We start from the raw sequence: 16,789 nt of genomic DNA, 5'->3' as shown, positions 1-16,789 counted from the left end.
TTCACGCCTTCGGGGCCACCTTGCTCAGCCCGTTGATGATCCGGTCCATCGCGTCGCCGCCCGTCGGGTCGGTGAGGTTGGCCAGCATCTTCAGGGTGAACTTCATGAGCATCGGGTGGGTGAGGCCGCGCTGGGCCGCGATCTTCATGACCTTCGGGTTGCCGATGAGCTTCACGAAGGCGCGGCCCAGCGTGTAGTAGCCGCCGTAGGTGTCCTTGAGGACCTGCGGATAGCGCTGGAGCGCGATCTCCCGCTGGGCCGGCGTGGCCCGGGCGTGGGCCTGGACGATGACGTCGGCGGCGATGTTGCCGGACTCCATGGCGTAGGCGATGCCCTCGCCGTTGAAGGGGTTCACCATGCCGCCGGCGTCGCCGACCAGGAGCAGGCCCTTGGTGTAGTGGGGCTGGCGGTTGAAGGCCATCGGCAGGGCGGCGCCGCGGATCGGGCCCGTCATGTGCTCCGGCGTGTAGCCCCACTCCTCCGGCATCGACGCGCACCAGGCCTTGAGGACCTCGCGCCAGTCGAGCTCCTTGAAGGAGTCGGAGGTGTTGAGCACGCCGAGACCGACGTTCGAGGTGCCGTCGCCCATGCCGAAGATCCAGCCGTAGCCCGGCAGCAGCCGGGGTTCGGGCCCCCGGCGGTCCCACAGCTCCAGCCAGGACTCCAGGTAGTCGTCCTCGTGGCGCGGCGATTCGAAGTACGTGCGGACGGCGACGCCCATCGGGCGGTCCTCGCGGCGGTGCAGGCCCATCGCCAGGGACAGCCGGGTGGAGTTGCCGTCGGCCGCGACCACGAGCGGCGCGTGGAAGGTGACCTCCCGCTTCTCGCCGGTGTCGCCGAGCTTGGCGTGCACGCCGGTGATGCGACCGGTGCGGTCGTCGATGATCGGGGCGCCGACATTGCAGCGCTCGTAGAGCCGGGCGCCGGCCTTCTGCGCCTGGCGGGCGAGCTGCTCGTCGAAGTCGTCGCGCTTGCGGACGAGGCCGTAGTCCGGGAAGGAGGCGAGATCGGGCCAGTCCAACTGGAGGCGGACGCCGCCGCCGATGATGCGCAGGCCCTTGTTGCGCAGCCAGCCCGCTTCCTCGGAGATGTCGATGCCCATGGCCACCAGCTGTTTGGTGGCGCGCGGGGTGAGGCCGTCGCCGCAGACCTTCTCGCGCGGGAACGCCGTCTTCTCCAGGAGAAGCACGTCGAGTCCGGCCTTGGCGAGGTAGTACGCGGTCGTGGAGCCGGCCGGCCCCGCGCCGACGACGATGACATCGGCGGTGTTCTCGGACAGGGGCTCGGTCACGGCGGAATCTCCCCAAGCTCGGAATCAAGTTCGGAATCTGCGTGCCGACCGGCACTGGACATGGGCAGTCTATTCAGCACGATTGATCACCCGGCTGAAGGGCTGCCCCGTGAACCGAGCTCTCCCTGTAGTAAGGCTGCGCGTCCCCACCGACGAGGACGCCGTCGCCTGGCACCGGATCTTCGACGACCGGGACGTCATGGAGTTCCACGGAGGCAGGTCGGCGGAGCTGTACGTGTACGAGGAACTCACCGCCCGCCAGCGCCGGCACGACGCCGAGCTGGGGTTCTGTCTGTGGACCATGGTCGATGAGAACGGGCAGGTCATCGGGTTCACCGGCGCCCAGCCGTGGCCTCAGGACTGGGGGCCCAAGGGGGAGATCGAGATCGGCTGGCGGCTCGGGCGCGCGCACTGGGGCAAGGGGTACGCCACCGCGGCCGCGCAGATGACGCTGGAACGGCTGCGGGCGGCGGGCGTCCCCCATGTCGTGGCGCTGGTCAGACCCGGCAACGAGCGGTCCGTCGCGGTCGCCCGGCGGCTCGGCATGGAGCTGGCGGAGACGTTCCCGCATCCGCGGCTGCCGGAGGACGCGCTGTGCTTCCGCCTTGATCTGTGACGCAGAGTGATAATCGGCTACAGAAAAATACTCAGCGCTTCCAGGTAGCGCCCCAGTGCGGTTACCCTGCCAATACCGCTGGGGGTGACATCTGTGCGAATAACACCCAAAACGCCCGAAGTGCGCGTCCCTCGTCTGGTCGGTCTGATGGCCGTCGACGCGCGCGAGACGGCCAAGGCACAGGGCCTGTTCATCAATGCGCCGGACCGGCAGGACTTCCATCTCGCCGTCGTCGACTATGTCGTACGCCAGTACCCGCAGCCCGGCGCCGAGGTGCCGCGCGAGTCGATGGTCTACGTGTGGTTCGACTTCGGCCCGGGTGAGGGCGGCGGAGGCATCCGCGAGCCGCGCGTGCCGAGGCCGTCGGGCGGCGGGTTGCAGCGTGAGCTGGACGAACCCGGTGACCCCTGCACCGTCGGGATCGGCCCGCCCTGACTTCTCAGCCCGCCTTGAACCCGCGGTGCAGGGCCACGACCCCGCCCGTCAGGTTCCGCCACGCCACCTTCGACCAGCCCGCCTGCTGGAGCCGCTCGGCCAGCGCGGGCTGGTCCGGCCAGGCACGGATGGACTCGGCGAGGTAGACGTAGGCGTCGGGGTTGGAGGACACCGCGCGGGCCACCGGCGGCAGGGCGCGCATCAGGTACTCGGTGTAGACCGTGCGGAAGGGCGCCCAGGTCGGATGCGAGAACTCGCAGATCACGACCCGGCCGCCGGGCTTGGTCACCCGGTACATCTCGCGCAGACCGGCGTCGAAGTCCCGCACATTGCGCAGCCCGAAGGAGATCGTGACGGCGTCGAAGGTGTCGTCCCTGAAGGGCAGCTTCGTCGCGTCGCCCGCGGTCAGCGGCAGCCACGGGTGGTTCTTCTTGCCGACCTTGAGCATGCCCAGCGAGAAGTCGCACGGGACGACGTAGGCGCCGGTCCTCGCGAAGGGCAGCGACGAGGTCGCCGTACCGGCCGCCAGGTCCAGGATCTTCTGTGCGGGCCGGGCGTCGACCGCCTTGGCGACCTCCTTGCGCCACGCCCGGTCCTGGCCGAGGGACAGCACGTCGTTCGTCAGGTCGTACCGTTCCGCCACGTCGTCGAACATCGAGGCGACTTCGTGCGGCTGCTTGTTCAGGGAAGCGCGGGTCACCTCGCCATTCTTGCAGCACGCCGTCAGGGAATGAGCCGGGGCTTCTTCCTCGCCGCCACGTCCTCCACCCATCCGCAGGTCAGGACGAACACCGCGATCAGCACCCACCCGATCCCGAACATGAACCACTGGCTCTCCAGCGGCAGGTACTTCTCGAAGGCCGGCACGTTCCAGAACTGGTCGATCAGCGGTACGGCGAGGATCAAGGCGATCTCGTGCCAGAGGTAGATCGTGACCGCGCGCGCGTTGAAGACCGTCACGACCCGGTCGAGTCGCCTGAAGCGGGTGAGCCACGCGAAGTCGATCCCGAAGTACGCCTTGGCCCACATCAGCAGCATCACGAACCCGGCCGACCAGAAGGCCTGCGCGAGCGGAATCTCGTCGAGGTCGTACGTGCCGACCTCGCCCTGGTGCGTGAAGGCGTACCAACCGCCGTAGCCGATCGCGGCGAAGGACAGGACGACCACGAGCGCCGGTCGCATCCTCTGGAGCACCCCGTCGCGGTGCGCGAAGCCGAGGATCCAGCAGAAGAGGTACGTCGAGAAGTCCCACATCTCGTTGCCGAGCCGTCCCTCGGGGCCGGACCACACGAAGTCGAGGACCAGGATCGGCGCGAGGGACAGGAAGAGCACCGGGACCGGGGCCAGCCGGAACGCCTTCAGCAGCAGCGGGGACAGCAGGACGAACCACAGATACGTCCGCAGGTACCAGAGGATCTCCCAGGCCTGTACGCCCCACCGGTTGCCCGGCGGATCGCCGAACGGCACGATCCAGTAGACGATCTCCCAGTGCGGCATCCAGCCGTGGACCAGCATCGCGAGGACCACGAAGAAGCCCCAGAACCAGAACGGGGGCAGCAGCCGGCGGAGCCTGCTCCTGACGACCTTCGGCGCGGGCCGCTCCAGCGACTTCGCCATCAGGGTGCCGGCCAGGCCGAACATGATCCCCATGGAGGGGAAGACCATCCCGCACCAGGCCCACCCGAAGGTGTGATACGTGACGACGCGGATGAGCGCGACGGCCCGCAGGGTGTCGAAATACCGGTCACGACCAGCAGGCTTCGCCGGAGAGGACGGCGGCTCCTCCACCGTCTCCTCCGCCGGCTCCTCCACCGCCACCGGCTGCCCGTAGTCCACGTACTGCTGCTGCACATACTGCGGCTGCTGATAAGCGCCGTACCCGTAGCCGTAGCCCTGCTGGTAACCGGACGGGTACCCCTGCTGCTCCTGCCCCCAGCTCATCCGCTCGCCCCCGCCGGCGTGCCGACCTCGCCGGTCCGCTTCAGCTTCTGCCAGCGCAGCCGGCCGCCCGTGAGGGCCGTGATGCAGGAGTGGATGAGGACGAGGTACATCATCTGCCGGTAGGCCAGCTGCTGGAGCGGCATCATCAGCAGGTAGCGGTACTTCTCGCGGTCCAGCCGGAAGGCGTACGCGGCGCAGACCAGTTGGATGCCCAGCACCGCGAGCCACGCCAGCAGCGCCGCCTTGAAGTCGATGAAGATCATCGAGTACGCGGTGAAGACGTCGATCAGCGGGGCGAAGACCGGCGTGACGATCTGGAAGATCACCACCAGCGGCATCCCGACCCGGCCGAAGCGTCCCGAAGGACCCTTGTCGGTCAGGGACTTGCGGTGCTTCCACAGCGCCTGCATGGTGCCGTACGACCAGCGGTAGCGCTGCGACCACAGCTGCTTGAGCGAACCGGGCGCCTCCGTCCAGGCCTTGGCGTGCTCCTGGTAGACGACCCGCCGGCCCGCGCGGTGCATGGCGATGGTGATGTCGGTGTCCTCGGCGAGCGTGTCCTCGCTCATCCCGCCGACCTCAAGGACGGCCTCGCGGCGGAACGCGCCGATCGCGCCGGGGATCGTCGGCATGCAGCGCAGCAGGTCGTACATACGGCGGTCGAGGTTGAAGCCCATCACGTACTCGATGTGCTGCCAGGCGCCGATGATCGTGTCGCGGTTGCCGACCTTGGCGTTGCCGGCGACCGCGCCGACCTCGGGGTCGGCGAAGGGCTGCACCAGCTGGTGCACGGCGTCCGGCTCGAAGACGGTGTCGCCGTCCATCATGACGACGATGTCGTGACTGGCGTTGCGCACCCCGTTGTTGAGGGCGGCCGGCTTGCCCGCGTTCTCCTGCCGGATGACCCGGACGTTGGTCATGCCGAGCTCGTGGGCCGCTTGGCGCGAGATCTCGGACGTGCCGTCCGTGGACCCGTCGTCGACGACGATGATCTCGATCGGATGGGTGCTCCGCGCCAGCGACTTGAGGGTGTTGGCGATGCACTCCTTCTCGTTGTACGCCGGGACGATCACGCTCACCGGCCGGGTGACCGTCGGACCCCAGCTGAAGCGGCGTCTGTTGCGCTGCCTGTAGTGGCGGCGGGCGAGGATCAGCATCATCCCGAACCGCCCCATCACGGCCACGCCGACGACCATGAGGCCGACCGACAGGGCGGGTACGGCGTACTCGGCGACGGCGACGGCCGCGAGCAGGGCCTTGCCCTCGTAGAGGGTCGCGCCGGTGGCCTCGCGGTGGGCGGCCTGGAGGTTGGCGGCGCCGGAGGCGGCCCCACCGGGCTGCCGGCCGTTCTGCTGACCGCCGGCACCGGTCGGCGCGCCCGTCTGCTGGGCGTCGCCCCCCTGCTCCTTCTCGATGACCCCGCTGATGGTGGTGAAGGTGTACCCCTTCGCCTTCATCTTCTCGATGTACGTGGGCAGCGCCTTGATCGTCTGCGAGCGCTCACCGCCGGCGTCGTGGAAGAGCACGGACGCACCGTTGCTCTTGGACGGCGTCGCCCACTTGACGATCTTCGAGACGCCCGGCTTCTTCCAGTCGTCGCTGTCGGTGTCGACGAAGACGCTGGTGTAGCCGTCCTCGCCGAGCTTCTCGTAGACGGGCCAGCTGTAGTTGTCGATGGCGTCCGTCTCCGAGGAGTACGGCGCCCGGAACAGCGTGGTGGTGATGCCGGCCGCGCCCGCGAGCGCCAACTGGGTCTGCTGCATCTCGCGGTTGACCCGGGCGTCGCTCTGGTAGGAGAGGTCGACGTGGGTGAAGGTGTGGATGCCCACCTCGTTGCCCTGCTCGACCATGTCCTTCACGATGCCCGGGTAGCGCGAGACCATCGAGCCGACCACGAAGAACGTGGCGGGGACGTCGTACTTCTCCAGGATCTTCAACACCTGTGGTGTGTAGGTCGGGTTGGGGCCGTCGTCGAAGGTCAGCGCGATCGTCTTGTCCGGCACGGAGATGCTCGTCGCGGAGCCGCCGCGGAAGCTGACGATCGGTCCGCCGTCGAGGATCTTGTCCGGCACCTCGCTGGAGCTGGCGCCGTCGCGGACCCGCTCGTCGCCGCCGACCTCGGCGCGCAGATAGCCGTCGAGCAGCATCACGCTGGTCAGCGCGAACAGGAGCAGCAGGGCGAGCAGCACGCGCGGCTTCTGGAGCGCCGCGGCCCTGCCCGCCGCCCGCCCGAGCCGGGAGGGGGCGCGGCGGCGGCCGCGGGAGGGAGTCGTCGTAGTCATGACGGTGGCTGCGCTCCGGTCAGTCGGCGGTCGCGGAGGCGGACGGCGTGGGCACGCCCGACGGCAGCGCGGGCGGCGAGCCGCTGGGTCGCACGTCGTCGCCGATGCCGCCCTGCGGCCGGGTGCCGAAGCCGGATCCGTTCTGGGCGCCCGGACCGCCCTGGCCCCGGCCGCCTCCGAAGGGCAGCAGCGAGGACGGGTTCGAGGTGCCGATGCCCATGAAGGCCAGGCCCAGGACGACGGCGTACCCCACACACAGGACACCGACGAGGAGACCGATCCGGCGCAGCAGCTTGGAGCGGCGTCCGGAGTTGTCAACGAACACGGGTCCGTCGGCGGACTCGTTGCCACGGCGTTTGCGGCGGCGACCACGTTTGGCGCGGTTTTCGATGGAGGGCTCGGAATGCATTCCCCGGACGGTAGAGAGTCTTTATGTGTCCAAAACTCAGGAATCCATGTGAGGCGCGTATGAGAGACGCCTTAACCTGTCCCTTTCCTGAGAATTCACTGGAACGTCTGCGTAACTCCCGGGGAGGGGAAAGGGGTTGATTACCCGCTTTGGGCGCCCGGACAGTCCGTTTAGTCCGCACACGTCCATGGGCCCGCTGTGCACATCCTGTCCTCATGAAACTCAGCCTCGTGTGAGACATTTCCACTCGCCAAACACAGTTCTTTTTCCATCCTGAGACAGAAATCACGAGAGCGGGTGCACCGGAATGCGGCGTTTCCTGAGGCCGGCGGCGGGGCTGAGTTGCCTGTTTGCCCTGGCCACGGCGGGGTGTTCCGAGGAGACGGAGCCGAGCACCTCGTACGCCCCCTACGTCAGCGCCACCGAGGCCTCCGCCAACGACTCGGCCGGCTCGCCGACGACGTACAACCTGGCCTTCGTGATCGCGGACGGCAGTGACTGCACACCGACGTGGAACGACTCGCACGCCATCGGCGACTCCTCGGTGGCGTCCCGGATCTCACAGCTCAAGGAGGACGGCGCGAGTGTGCGGGTCTCCTTCGGCGGGGCGTCGGGCAAGGAGCTGGCGGAGAGCTGCGACAGTGCGACGGAGCTCGCGCAGGCGTACGGCGAGGCCCTCGACGCGGCCGGCTCCGCCCAGGCCGACTTCGACATCGAGGGGGACGCGCTGACGGACTCCGCGTCGGTGGAGCTGCGGTCGGAGGCGATCGCGCTGCTGCAGAAGTCGCGCGGCGACCTCTCCGTGTCCTTCACGCTGCCGGTGATGCCGTCGGGGCTCGACGACGACAGCCTCGCGTTGCTGGAGTCCGCCAACAACAGTGCCGTGCAGGTCTCGACGGTCAATCTCATGACCATGAACTACGGCGAGTCGTACGACGAGGACATGGGCGACTACGCGATCACCGCGGCGAAGGCCGCGCACACGCAGCTGATGGATGTCTTCGGGACGTCGGACGCCGTCGCGTGGCGGGCGATCGCGCTGACGTCGATGATCGGGGTCAACGACGTCGACAACGAGACGTTCACGTTGTCGGACGCGGCTCAAGTGCGTTCCTTCGCCGAGGAGAAGGAGATCGGGTGGGTGTCGATGTGGTCGACGTTCCGGGATCAGCAGTGTGACGACGAGGGCGATGAGCTGACGAACTGCAGCGGGGTGAAGCAGAGTTCGGGCGCTTTCGCGAAGGCGTTCGCGGAGAACTAACGTCTGCGGTGCACCAGTCGGCCCCCGAGAACCGTCGCGATGCACTCGCCGTTCTCGTCGAAGACGGCGAAGTCGGCGCGACCGGCGTGCAGGAAGCCGTACCGGCGGTGGGTCGGATTTCTCGTCGGCACTACGACGATGTCGTTCCGGGCGGCGGCGGCCCGCAGTTCGGGGGTGTCCGCGTGCTCCTCCAGGACGGCCGTCGCCCCCAGTTTCAGCACCGCGTGCATGCGCTCCCGTGGCGTCGGCGCGTCCGGGAGCGGGCCCCGGTGGAGAAAGGCCGGCCCGAGGACGCCGGGCCAGTGCCGCACCCGGGCGTCCGGGAACTGCTCCTGGACCTCGGCCAGCGTCCCCATGCCGACGACCCGGTTGCCCTGCACGGCGACGGCGCCGCCCGGTACCGGCTCGAACTCCTCGTCCCACCCGTACCGCAGCGCGTCGGCGGCGTGAATCGTCAGCACGGGTACGTCAGTTGGAGGCGAGGATCTTCAGCTCGGGATGCGCCGTGCCACCCTCGATCGCCGTCGACGAGATGTGGGACACGATCCGCTTGTCGACGGGGTCGTTCGCCGGGTCGTCGTGGACGACGAGGTGCTCGTACGTCGTGGAGCGCTGGGCCGGGACCCGCCCCGCCGTACGGATCATGTCGATCATTTCCTGGAGGTTGGAGCGGTGCTTGGCACCGGCCGCCGAGACGACGTTCTCCTCCAGCATGATCGAGCCGAGGTCGTCCGCGCCGTAGTGCAGGGTCAGCTGGCCGGCGTCCTGGCCGGTGGTCAGCCAGGAGCCCTGGATGTGGGCGATGTTGTCCATGAAGAGCCGGGAGATCGCGATCATCCGCAGGTACTCGAAGATCGTGGCCTGCGTGCGGCCCTTCAGGTGGTTGTTCATCGGCTGGTAGAGGTACGGGATGAAGGCCCGGAAACCACCGGTGCGGTCCTGCACGTCACGGATCATCCGCAGGTGCTCGATGCGCTCGGCGTTGGTCTCGCCGGTGCCCATGAGCATCGTGGAGGTGGACTCCACGCCCAGGTTGTGCGCGGTCTCCATGATCTCCAGCCAGCGCTCGCCGGACTCCTTGAGCGGCGCGATGGCCTTGCGGGGGCGCTCGGGCAGCAGCTCCGCGCCCGCGCCCGCGAAGGAGTCGAGCCCGGCGGCGTGAATCCGCTGGATCGCCTCCTCGACGGACACCTTCGAGATCCGCGCCATGTGCTCGACCTCGGACGCGCCCAGCGAGTGGATCACCAGCTGCGGGTAGGCCTGCTTGATGGCGGCGAAGTGCTTCTCGTAGTACTCGACGCCGTAGTCCGGGTGGTGCCCGCCCTGGAACATGATCTGCGTGCCGCCCAGCTCGACGGTCTCCGCGCAGCGGCGCAGGATGTCGTCGAGGTCGCGCGTCCAGCCCTTGTCCTTGGCGGTCGGCGGGGCGTAGAACGCGCAGAACTTGCACGCCGTCACGCAGACGTTCGTGTAGTTGATGTTCCGCTCGATGATGTACGTCGCGATGTGCTCGGTCCCGGCGTACCGACGGCGTCGTACCGCGTCGGCGGCCGCGCCCAGCGCGTGCAGCGGGGCGTCGCGGTAGAGGTCGAGCGCCTCCTCCGGGGTGATCCGCCCACCGGCGGCGGCGCGGTCGAGGACGGACTGAAGGTCGGCCTTCTCGGTCACCGGGGTGTCCCTTTCGTCAAGGGTTGTGGACGGAACCATCGGTATTGGACGGACCCGGCCAGCCTACGCCAGCCCCTGCACGGCACCGACGTCAGGCCGCGTACGCGCCCATCAGCAGCCCGACGAACGCCCCCATGATCAGGAACGGCCCGAACGGGATCGACGTCTTGCGCCCCGCCTTCCGCGCAACGACCAGCGCACCGCCGTACAGCGCCCCCAGCAGGAACCCGGCGAAGGTCCCGAGCATGACCGTCGGCCAGCCGTACCAGCCCAGGACCGCCCCCATGCCGAGCGCGAGCTTCACATCGCCGAAGCCCATGCCGGCGGGGTTGATCAGGAACAGCACGAAGTAGCCGCCGCCGAGCGCGAGGGCGCCCAGGAGTGCCGTGATCCAGCTCCCGGTGTGCTCGGGCACGAAGGAGACCGCGCCCAACAGCGCGAGGGCGGCGCCCGCGAGCGGCAGGGTCAGGACGTCGGGCAGCCGCTGGACGCGCAGGTCGACCACGGCCAGCAGGACGCCGACGGGGGCGAGCAGCAGCCAGACGCCGATCTCGGGCCGGGTGCCGGTCGCGGCGGCGAGGGCGGCGCAGACCAGGGCGGTGACGGTGGAGAGGAGGGCCACGGGCGGGCCGTAGGACTGTTCGCCCTGATCACACTGCTTGCAGCGGGCCCGTCCGAGCCACCCCCCGAGGGGGTGCTCACCCGGGCAGGTGGCCCGCCACTCCTGCCCCGACGGGACGGAGAACCGGTAGGCGGCCCTCGGCAGGAACGCACCCGCCGCCGCGCCCCACAGCGCGGCGGCGATCACGAGGAAGGTGGTCATCCCACGGCCGCGACGCCGTTGCGCCACGTCGGCAGGAGCTCGTCGAGCAGTGCCTCGGTGCGCGGCGGCAGGCCGCGGGCCCCGCTGCGGGCGATGAGGTCGGCGGCGAGGGCCTGGAGCCGGTCGGTGTCGCCGGTGGCATGGGTGGCGCGGAGCAGTTCGTGCCACAGGCGCTCGTCGCCGGGCGCGGAGTTGAGGGCGGCGCCGAGGGCCTCGATGGCCTTCTCCGCACGGTCCTTGACCAGGTGGAACTCGGAGAGCGCGAGGCCGATGTCCGCGACGAGCAGCGGGAGTTGGGCGTCGATGATCTCGTGGGTGAGCCAGCGGTAGCGCCCCTCGGGCCGGTCGGCGAGGAGCGGGCCGCGGACGAGGACGAGCGCGTCGGTGAGCAGCCGGCCGCGCACGGCACGGCTGTCGACACCGCGGCCCTGCGTGGCCTCGTGGTAGAGGGAGCGCAGGACGTCGAGGTCGGAGACGACGGTCTTGGCGAGCGTGAGCCGCCCGGTCGCGTCGGTCTTGAGGCGCGGGGTGCCGTCGGGGTCGGTGCCGAGCCAGGCCCGGAGCCGGTCGAGGAGGGCCTCGCGTACGTCGTCCGTGACGCCGCGCGGCCAGAGCGCGGAGGACAGCACGCGCGGGTGCACGCCCTCGCGGTGCAGGAGCAGCAGGGCGAGCGCCTCGTGGAGCAGGGCGCTGCGGTCGCCGTCGGGGGTGTCGAGGCCGATGATCTCGTACGGCCCGACGAGCCGCGCGTACACCGCAGGCCGTCCCTGCTCGCTGATGTCGACGAGGAACGGGGGTGCGGTGGCCGGTCCCTGCGGTTCGCGCTCCGGGTCGGACTCGACGAACAGTTCGACGACCGCGCGCTGGAGCGGCACGGGCAGGAGCTGGGCGTCGAGTTCGAGGCCGAGCAGCGGGGCGAGCAGCTTGCCCTCGCCGGTGATCTCCATCTCCCAGGCGGCGCCGGGCAGATCGCCGCTCTCGGTGCCGACGAGGTAGCCGATGCCGAGCCGGCTGGCGTCGGCGGCGAGTTCGGCGAGCTTCATCGCGTCGTCGGCGGAGGGTTCGGCGGCGAGGAGGACGAGGTGCGGGGCCCAGCGGGTGTGCCGGGCGGGGCCGGTACGGCCGGTGAGGACCGAGTCGTGCCCGGCGGCCCCCAGCGCGCCGCGCCGCTGCCGGGTCTCGGCCTCCATGGTCTCGACGAGGTCGTCGATCCCTTCGAGGTGCCGCAGCCGGTTGGGGGCGAGGGGTGTGAGGTCCTCGCCGAAGCCGACGAGGGTGATGGTCATCCGGTCCGACCAGCCGTTGGTGGCCAGTTCGGCGGCGACGGAGGCGAAGACGGCGGCGCGGTCGGCCTCGCGGCCGCTCAGCGACACGATGCCGGGCACCGACTCCAGGTTGAGCAGCAGCCGGGAGTCGTCCATGGTGCCGAGGCTGACGAGGCCGGGGTAGGGGGCGGCGGCGTCGACGTCCTCGTACCGCTCGGCGTCGGTGCGCGCGAGCATCCAGAACGTCTGGTCCTGTCCGAGCTGCCAGGGGGCCGGCGGGTTTCCGGACGGCTGGGCGAGCTGGAGGTGGAGGTCGCCGTTGTTGCTGAGCCAGGTCGCGTAGACGGTGGGCAGGGGGCGGGACTCGGCGGCGAGGGAGGCGGCGAGTCCGCGCAGGGAGCGGTCGAGGAGTCGTACGCCTTCGGGGTCGGCGCCCACGAGCAGCGCGTCCTGGGCGTCGGCGGCGTCCCCGGTCGGCGTGGGCGGCTCCATGCCGCGCCGGCCGCCGACGGCACCGAAGGCCGACTGCCACAGGGCCTGCCGGCGCCGGCGCCCGAGGGCGCCGAGGAGACCGGCGGCCAGGAGGGGGGCACCGACGAGGGCCTGCGGGAGGCCGAAGGCGTCGGAGGCGGCGGATGTCCCGGCGGTGGCGTGCTGCTGGTGACCGCCGGTCCGCTGGTCGGGTGCGGGGCGCTGCTCGGGTACGGAGACCTGGGTGGCGCCGCCCTGCTGTCCGCCGCCCTGTGCGTGACCGCCGCCCCCTCCGGCCTGGTCGCCACCGGCCTTGCCGTAGTCGTGGAGCTGCTGCTGGGCGGCGGAGCCACCCGCCTCGGGCATCTCGACGAGATCCCCGCCGCGCGCGTCGCCCGGCATCTCCATGATCCAGCCGGGCCGGATGAGGCTGGCCTCGGACAGCTTGGAACCGTCCGGCTGCACCCGGTCCTTGTTGAGGTCGAAGATCTCCTTGTACCGGCGCCCGTCACCGAGGTGCCGTTCGGCGATCTCCCAGAGGGAGTCGTGGTGACGGCCCTCGGGCGGCTGGATCCGGTAGTACTTCGTGTCGTCGGCCTTGGCCGCACTGCCCGCGGCGTCGGCGTGCGCGGCGGCACCGGCGGCCTGCTCGGCGAGGGCGGCGGCGGTACTGGCGGCCTGCTCCTGCTGCTGGGCGAAGAGCCCGCCGCCGGGGGTCTGCTGGGCGGCGGCGACCGTGCCCCTCTGGTTGCCCTCCATGTCGTGCCCGAGCTGGGACAGCCCCGGGGTGAGGCTGGCGGCGGTGGCGCCGACGAGCAGCAGGGCGGCGACGAGCTGCCGGGCGAGGAGCTGGCTGGGGCCGGAGCCGGGAACGCGGCCGGGGACTCCGATGCCGGAGACGGCGGCCTTTATCTCGACGAGCACACAGGCGGTGAACTGGGCCCACGCGAGCCACACGATGACCGTGAGGATGTTCAGGAAAGTGCCGGTGGTGATGGGCTTCTGCAACCACTCGAGCTCCGGCACCCCGTTGGGCAGCGGCCACCCGACGGACATGGCCAGCGCGCCGGGCACCCCGACCACGAGCACCAGCAACGCCACGAACGCGAAGAACGCCTTGACGAAGTCCCCGAACGAACGCCGCCGGATCCGCACGGCCTGCGGGGTCCGGTTCCTCGGGGTGGTCGGGCTGCCCGTCGAGCTTCCCGTCGAGCTTGACGAGCTGGAAGTGCGGCGTCGCGGCATGGCGGGTGTCCTGGGTGGTGAGTGGAGGGAGTGGGTGAGGGTGTCCTGAGGGGTGTAACGAGCCTACAGAGATCTTATGTACGGCGTCGAAGGTCGGGCAGGGCCCTGTGGACAACCTCTCGGTTCACTTCCTCACGACCTGCCGGACATGCCCGAGTTGACGCCTCTTTGGGCTCCCGTCGACAGTGCCGTTCGCAATCGCCACGCCACACCCTCACGCTCTCTACACAATCCCCCGCAGGTAGTTAAAGGCCTCTCACCTGCCCCTGATAACTTCGTTCCCCGTTGCACACGCCGACCTCCGGGGGAGATCCACCGTGGCCCGCCGCGCCCTGCCCGTGACCACCGCCGCGTTCGCCATGACGGCGGCCCTTCTGCTCAGCGCGTGCGGTGGGGGTGACGGGGGGTCTACGGACGACATCGAGGGGGCGGACAGGGCGTCGGGCGGTCCGTCGGCCTCGGCTTCGGCTTCGGCGCCGGAAGGCGCCCCCGACATCAGCCTTCCGAAGGACCTCGACCTGGTCTTCGACTTCGACGAGCCGTCCGACGCGAAGCACGCGGCAGCGCTCGTCGGCGCGCAGAACTACATCCGCGCGCTGGATCACGGCATCGACCAGCAGGACCCGAACGACCCGGCGTACCAGTACTACTCGCTCAACCAGGCCGCGCAGTACGCCAAGTCGCAGATCGAGACCTGGAAGAAGGGCGGCTGGACCGTCACCGGGACGGACAAGTACTACGACGAAGAGGTCAGCACCCTGAGTGGTGGCCAGGGCGTCCTGGTCAAGTTCTGCCGGAACCAGGCCAAGTTCTACGGCAAGGAGATCAAGAGCGGGAAGGTCCTCTACTCGGGGGAGAACCTGGCGAGTTACCAGACGTTCCGGCTGCGCATGATCCCCCCGTCGGGCTCCTCCCAGGTCTGGAGAGCCTTCACCATCGAGGTCATCGGCAAGGCGAAGGAATGCCGGCCGTGACGCCCTCGCGACGGATGCTGCGCTGGGGCGGTCTCGTGGGCGCGGCAGCGGTGCTGTGGACCGGTGGCACCGCTCACGCGAACGGGCCAGCCGACAACACGACCCCTCCCCCGACGTCCGGCAACGCCGACAACAGCGGGGAGTTGTCCGCCGCCGTGTCCCGGATCAAGGTCACCCAGGTCAGCGGCCCCACCGGCGGCAAGACGGGCAGCATCTCCTCGGCGGACGTGAACTGGGAGCCGCCGCCCTGCTGGTACGAGCCCGTCTACACGCCGGAGCAGCTCAAGGCGTTCTCCGAGGGTGACAATCCGCTGGGATACGTGAGCCCTCACGAGATGTGGGGCGGCCAGAAGCTGTGGACGGACCACTACCGGGACAGCAAGGTCGCGTACAACTACGAGGACAACGCGCTCGTGTCCCGCGAGGGTTACGACGACTACAACATCGGCAAGAAGGGCTACTTCTGGCGCGGTGTGGCCCGGGACACCTCCGACCCCGACTCGTTCGGCTGTGAGCGCGTCATGTTCTGGCAGAACGCCGGGGAGATCCCCGACGTACCGAACGCCCCCACGCCGAAGACCCTCGCCGAGTACGCCTACGACAAGGTCAAGGTCCCCACCACCGAGATCGAACTGAAGCCCACCACCAAGTCCACCGTGAACCTGCCTACTTGGGCCTGGCTGGACAAGGCCACCTTCCAGGACGTCAAGGTCCGGGCCGAGCTCCCGAACACGGGGTTGTGGGCGGAGACAACGGCGAAGCCGATCGCGCTGCACCTGGACCCCGGTACGACCGCCGCCGAGACCTACCCCGCCTCCGGGAACTGCGAGATCAACGCGGACGGCAGCATCGGCACCCCGTACGAGAAGGGCACCGGCAATCAGGCGCCGCCTTGCGGCATCCGCTACCTCAAGGCGACCAACGGCACGCCGTACCAGCTGAAGGCCAGCATCACCTGGCAGATCACCTGGCAGGGCTCGAACGGCACCGGCGGCGACCTGCCCGACGGCACCTTCGAGACGACGCAGGACATGAACGTCCAGGAGATCCAGTCGATCAACCGCTGACGCGCCACCCATGCCGGAGATACTGGCGGTACGCAGCCCCGCACCATGCCCTCGGAGCCTCGGTGACCTACTCCTTCCGGCTCACGCTCATACCCGACGCCCGCTCCCCCGCCCCTCTCTACAGAGCCGAAGTCGACGGCACGCACGAGGTGTTCCTCATCCTCGACGAGCGGTCCGACTCGATCCGCCCCGCGGACTCGAACGGCACGCCCCTCCCCGGCCTCCGCATGAGTCTGAGCGGCAGAAACCTCTCGGGCTCCTCGGAGGAGCGGGACGCGGTCAGGGGTTTCGCCCTGCTCGCCGCCCATCTGGCAGCCGAGTGGCAGAGGTGTGGACACCCTCCACGGGAGATCCGCAAGTACTTCGGGTGAGACGCGAACCACGGTGAACGCGAACCCAACACCTCCGGCACCAGCGACCTCATGCGCTACATTCACACGCGAGTTCTGATACATGCGTTGCAGGTGTTATGGGGGAAACACGTGTCACACAGGCCGACGGACTGGCACATACTCGACCTGGACAAGGACCCCACCCCCGGCGACCCCCAACGCATCCGCAAACTCGCCGGCACCCTCCACGACTTCGCCGACGACGTCGCCGACGCACTGCGCGACCTCAAAGGCATCGCCACCGAGGAAGAGATCCTCTCCTGGGCCGGCAAGACCGCCAAATCCTTCGCCGACCAGTTCGGCGACGCCCCCAAGCAACTACGCAAACTCCGCAAGTCCTACGACCTCGCGGGCGACGCCCTCGCCTCCTTCTGGCCCGACCTGGAAATCGCCCAGACCAAAGCCGACAAAGCCCTGCGCGACGGCCGCACAGCCCGCGACGAACTCACCACCGCCCAGAGCGCCCTCGCCGGCGCCAACGACTGGGTCCGCACCGCCACCGCCAAAGCCGACTCCTACGACCCGGCCAAAAACGGCGGCAAGGACATCCCCACACCCGACGAAGCCGACGTCCGCCGCGCCACCCGCGACGCCCAGCACGCCAAAACCCGCCAGGCCACCGCCGAACGCAACGTCGAAACCGCACAGA

At 69.6% G+C, this 16,789-nt stretch carries 16 protein-coding genes; 7 read left to right on the top strand and 9 right to left on the bottom strand.

The annotated features are described in order from the left end of the window. Position 1 precedes the first annotated feature (1 nt). Entirely contained in the window at positions 2-1,291 is a 1,290-nt protein-coding gene (locus tag ACFY0U_RS38500; RefSeq protein WP_388644065.1) for a geranylgeranyl reductase family protein, read from the bottom strand. A 109-nt stretch (positions 1,292-1,400) separates the two neighbouring features. Between ACFY0U_RS38500 and ACFY0U_RS38495 the strand changes: the two genes are divergently transcribed. After that, positions 1,401-1,907, top strand: a complete 507-nt coding sequence (locus ACFY0U_RS38495) for a GNAT family N-acetyltransferase (protein ID WP_388644062.1) — start codon at positions 1,401-1,403, stop codon at positions 1,905-1,907. A gap of 120 nt (positions 1,908-2,027) precedes the next feature. Continuing rightward, positions 2,028-2,342 carry a PASTA domain-containing protein gene (locus tag ACFY0U_RS38490; RefSeq protein ID WP_388644059.1) on the top strand — a complete coding sequence of 105 codons (315 nt, stop codon included), beginning with the start codon at positions 2,028-2,030 and terminating at the stop codon, positions 2,340-2,342. A 4-nt stretch (positions 2,343-2,346) separates the two neighbouring features. Here ACFY0U_RS38490 and ACFY0U_RS38485 read toward each other — a convergent pair whose 3' ends face one another. The 4 genes from ACFY0U_RS38485 to ACFY0U_RS38470 are packed head-to-tail and all read right to left on the bottom strand — an operon-like array spanning position 2,347 to position 6,974. Then, on the bottom strand, positions 2,347-3,042 hold the full coding sequence (locus tag ACFY0U_RS38485; protein WP_388644057.1) for a demethylmenaquinone methyltransferase: 696 nt from the start codon (positions 3,040-3,042) through the stop codon (positions 2,347-2,349). A gap of 23 nt (positions 3,043-3,065) precedes the next feature. Then, positions 3,066-4,283: an acyltransferase gene (locus tag ACFY0U_RS38480; protein ID WP_388644055.1), complete on the bottom strand. Its 1,218-nt coding sequence runs from the start codon at positions 4,281-4,283 to the stop codon at positions 3,066-3,068. After that, entirely contained in the window at positions 4,280-6,565 is a 2,286-nt protein-coding gene (locus ACFY0U_RS38475; RefSeq protein WP_388644054.1) for a bifunctional polysaccharide deacetylase/glycosyltransferase family 2 protein, read from the bottom strand. Before ACFY0U_RS38475 ends, ACFY0U_RS38480 begins: the two co-directional genes overlap by 4 nt. Before the next feature lie 19 nt (positions 6,566-6,584). Further along, positions 6,585-6,974, bottom strand: a complete 390-nt coding sequence (locus ACFY0U_RS38470; RefSeq protein WP_388644051.1) for a hypothetical protein — start codon at positions 6,972-6,974, stop codon at positions 6,585-6,587. A gap of 307 nt (positions 6,975-7,281) precedes the next feature. On the opposite strand from ACFY0U_RS38470, the gene ACFY0U_RS38465 reads away from it, so the two are divergent. Beyond that, entirely contained in the window at positions 7,282-8,235 is a 954-nt protein-coding gene (locus ACFY0U_RS38465) for a chitinase (RefSeq protein ID WP_388644049.1), read from the top strand. Here the strand turns inward: ACFY0U_RS38465 and ACFY0U_RS38460 are convergent. The 4 genes from ACFY0U_RS38460 to ACFY0U_RS38445 form a co-directional block, all read right to left on the bottom strand. Further along, entirely contained in the window at positions 8,232-8,696 is a 465-nt protein-coding gene (locus ACFY0U_RS38460; RefSeq protein ID WP_388644048.1) for a hypothetical protein, read from the bottom strand. The two genes, ACFY0U_RS38465 and ACFY0U_RS38460, sit on opposite strands and share 4 nt — an antisense overlap. A gap of 7 nt (positions 8,697-8,703) precedes the next feature. Further along, positions 8,704-9,903 carry a cyclic dehypoxanthinyl futalosine synthase gene (gene mqnC / locus ACFY0U_RS38455; RefSeq protein ID WP_388644046.1) on the bottom strand — a complete coding sequence of 400 codons (1,200 nt, stop codon included), beginning with the start codon at positions 9,901-9,903 and terminating at the stop codon, positions 8,704-8,706. A gap of 91 nt (positions 9,904-9,994) precedes the next feature. Beyond that, positions 9,995-10,726 carry a prepilin peptidase gene (locus tag ACFY0U_RS38450; RefSeq protein ID WP_388644044.1) on the bottom strand — a complete coding sequence of 244 codons (732 nt, stop codon included), beginning with the start codon at positions 10,724-10,726 and terminating at the stop codon, positions 9,995-9,997. Next, the gene (locus ACFY0U_RS38445; RefSeq protein ID WP_388644042.1) at positions 10,723-13,707 is read right to left on the bottom strand and encodes a BTAD domain-containing putative transcriptional regulator; all 2,985 of its coding nucleotides are present in this window, start codon (positions 13,705-13,707) and stop codon (positions 10,723-10,725) included. Before ACFY0U_RS38445 ends, ACFY0U_RS38450 begins: the two co-directional genes overlap by 4 nt. A gap of 317 nt (positions 13,708-14,024) precedes the next feature. Between ACFY0U_RS38445 and ACFY0U_RS38440 the strand changes: the two genes are divergently transcribed. The 4 genes from ACFY0U_RS38440 to ACFY0U_RS38425 form a co-directional block, all read left to right on the top strand. Beyond that, positions 14,025-14,681, top strand: coding sequence for a hypothetical protein (locus tag ACFY0U_RS38440; protein WP_388644040.1), 657 nt, complete (start codon positions 14,025-14,027; stop codon positions 14,679-14,681). Beyond that, positions 14,669-15,748, top strand: a complete 1,080-nt coding sequence (locus tag ACFY0U_RS38435) for a hypothetical protein (protein WP_388644037.1) — start codon at positions 14,669-14,671, stop codon at positions 15,746-15,748. Before ACFY0U_RS38440 ends, ACFY0U_RS38435 begins: the two co-directional genes overlap by 13 nt. Positions 15,749-15,810: 62 nt before the next feature. Continuing rightward, positions 15,811-16,119 (top strand): hypothetical protein, encoded by a 309-nt coding sequence (locus tag ACFY0U_RS38430; RefSeq protein WP_388644035.1) that lies wholly within the window; start codon positions 15,811-15,813, stop codon positions 16,117-16,119. A 111-nt stretch (positions 16,120-16,230) separates the two neighbouring features. Continuing rightward, positions 16,231-16,789, top strand: a 559-nt coding sequence (locus ACFY0U_RS38425; protein ID WP_388644032.1) for a putative T7SS-secreted protein, incomplete at its 3' end; no start/stop codon positions are given.

The organism is Streptomyces sp. NPDC001536 (assembly GCF_042894505.1).
Lineage (GTDB): Bacteria > Actinomycetota > Actinomycetes > Streptomycetales > Streptomycetaceae > Streptomyces.
The sequence above is the reverse complement of the archived record's forward strand: the minus strand, read 5'-3'. Positions and strand labels throughout refer to the sequence as shown.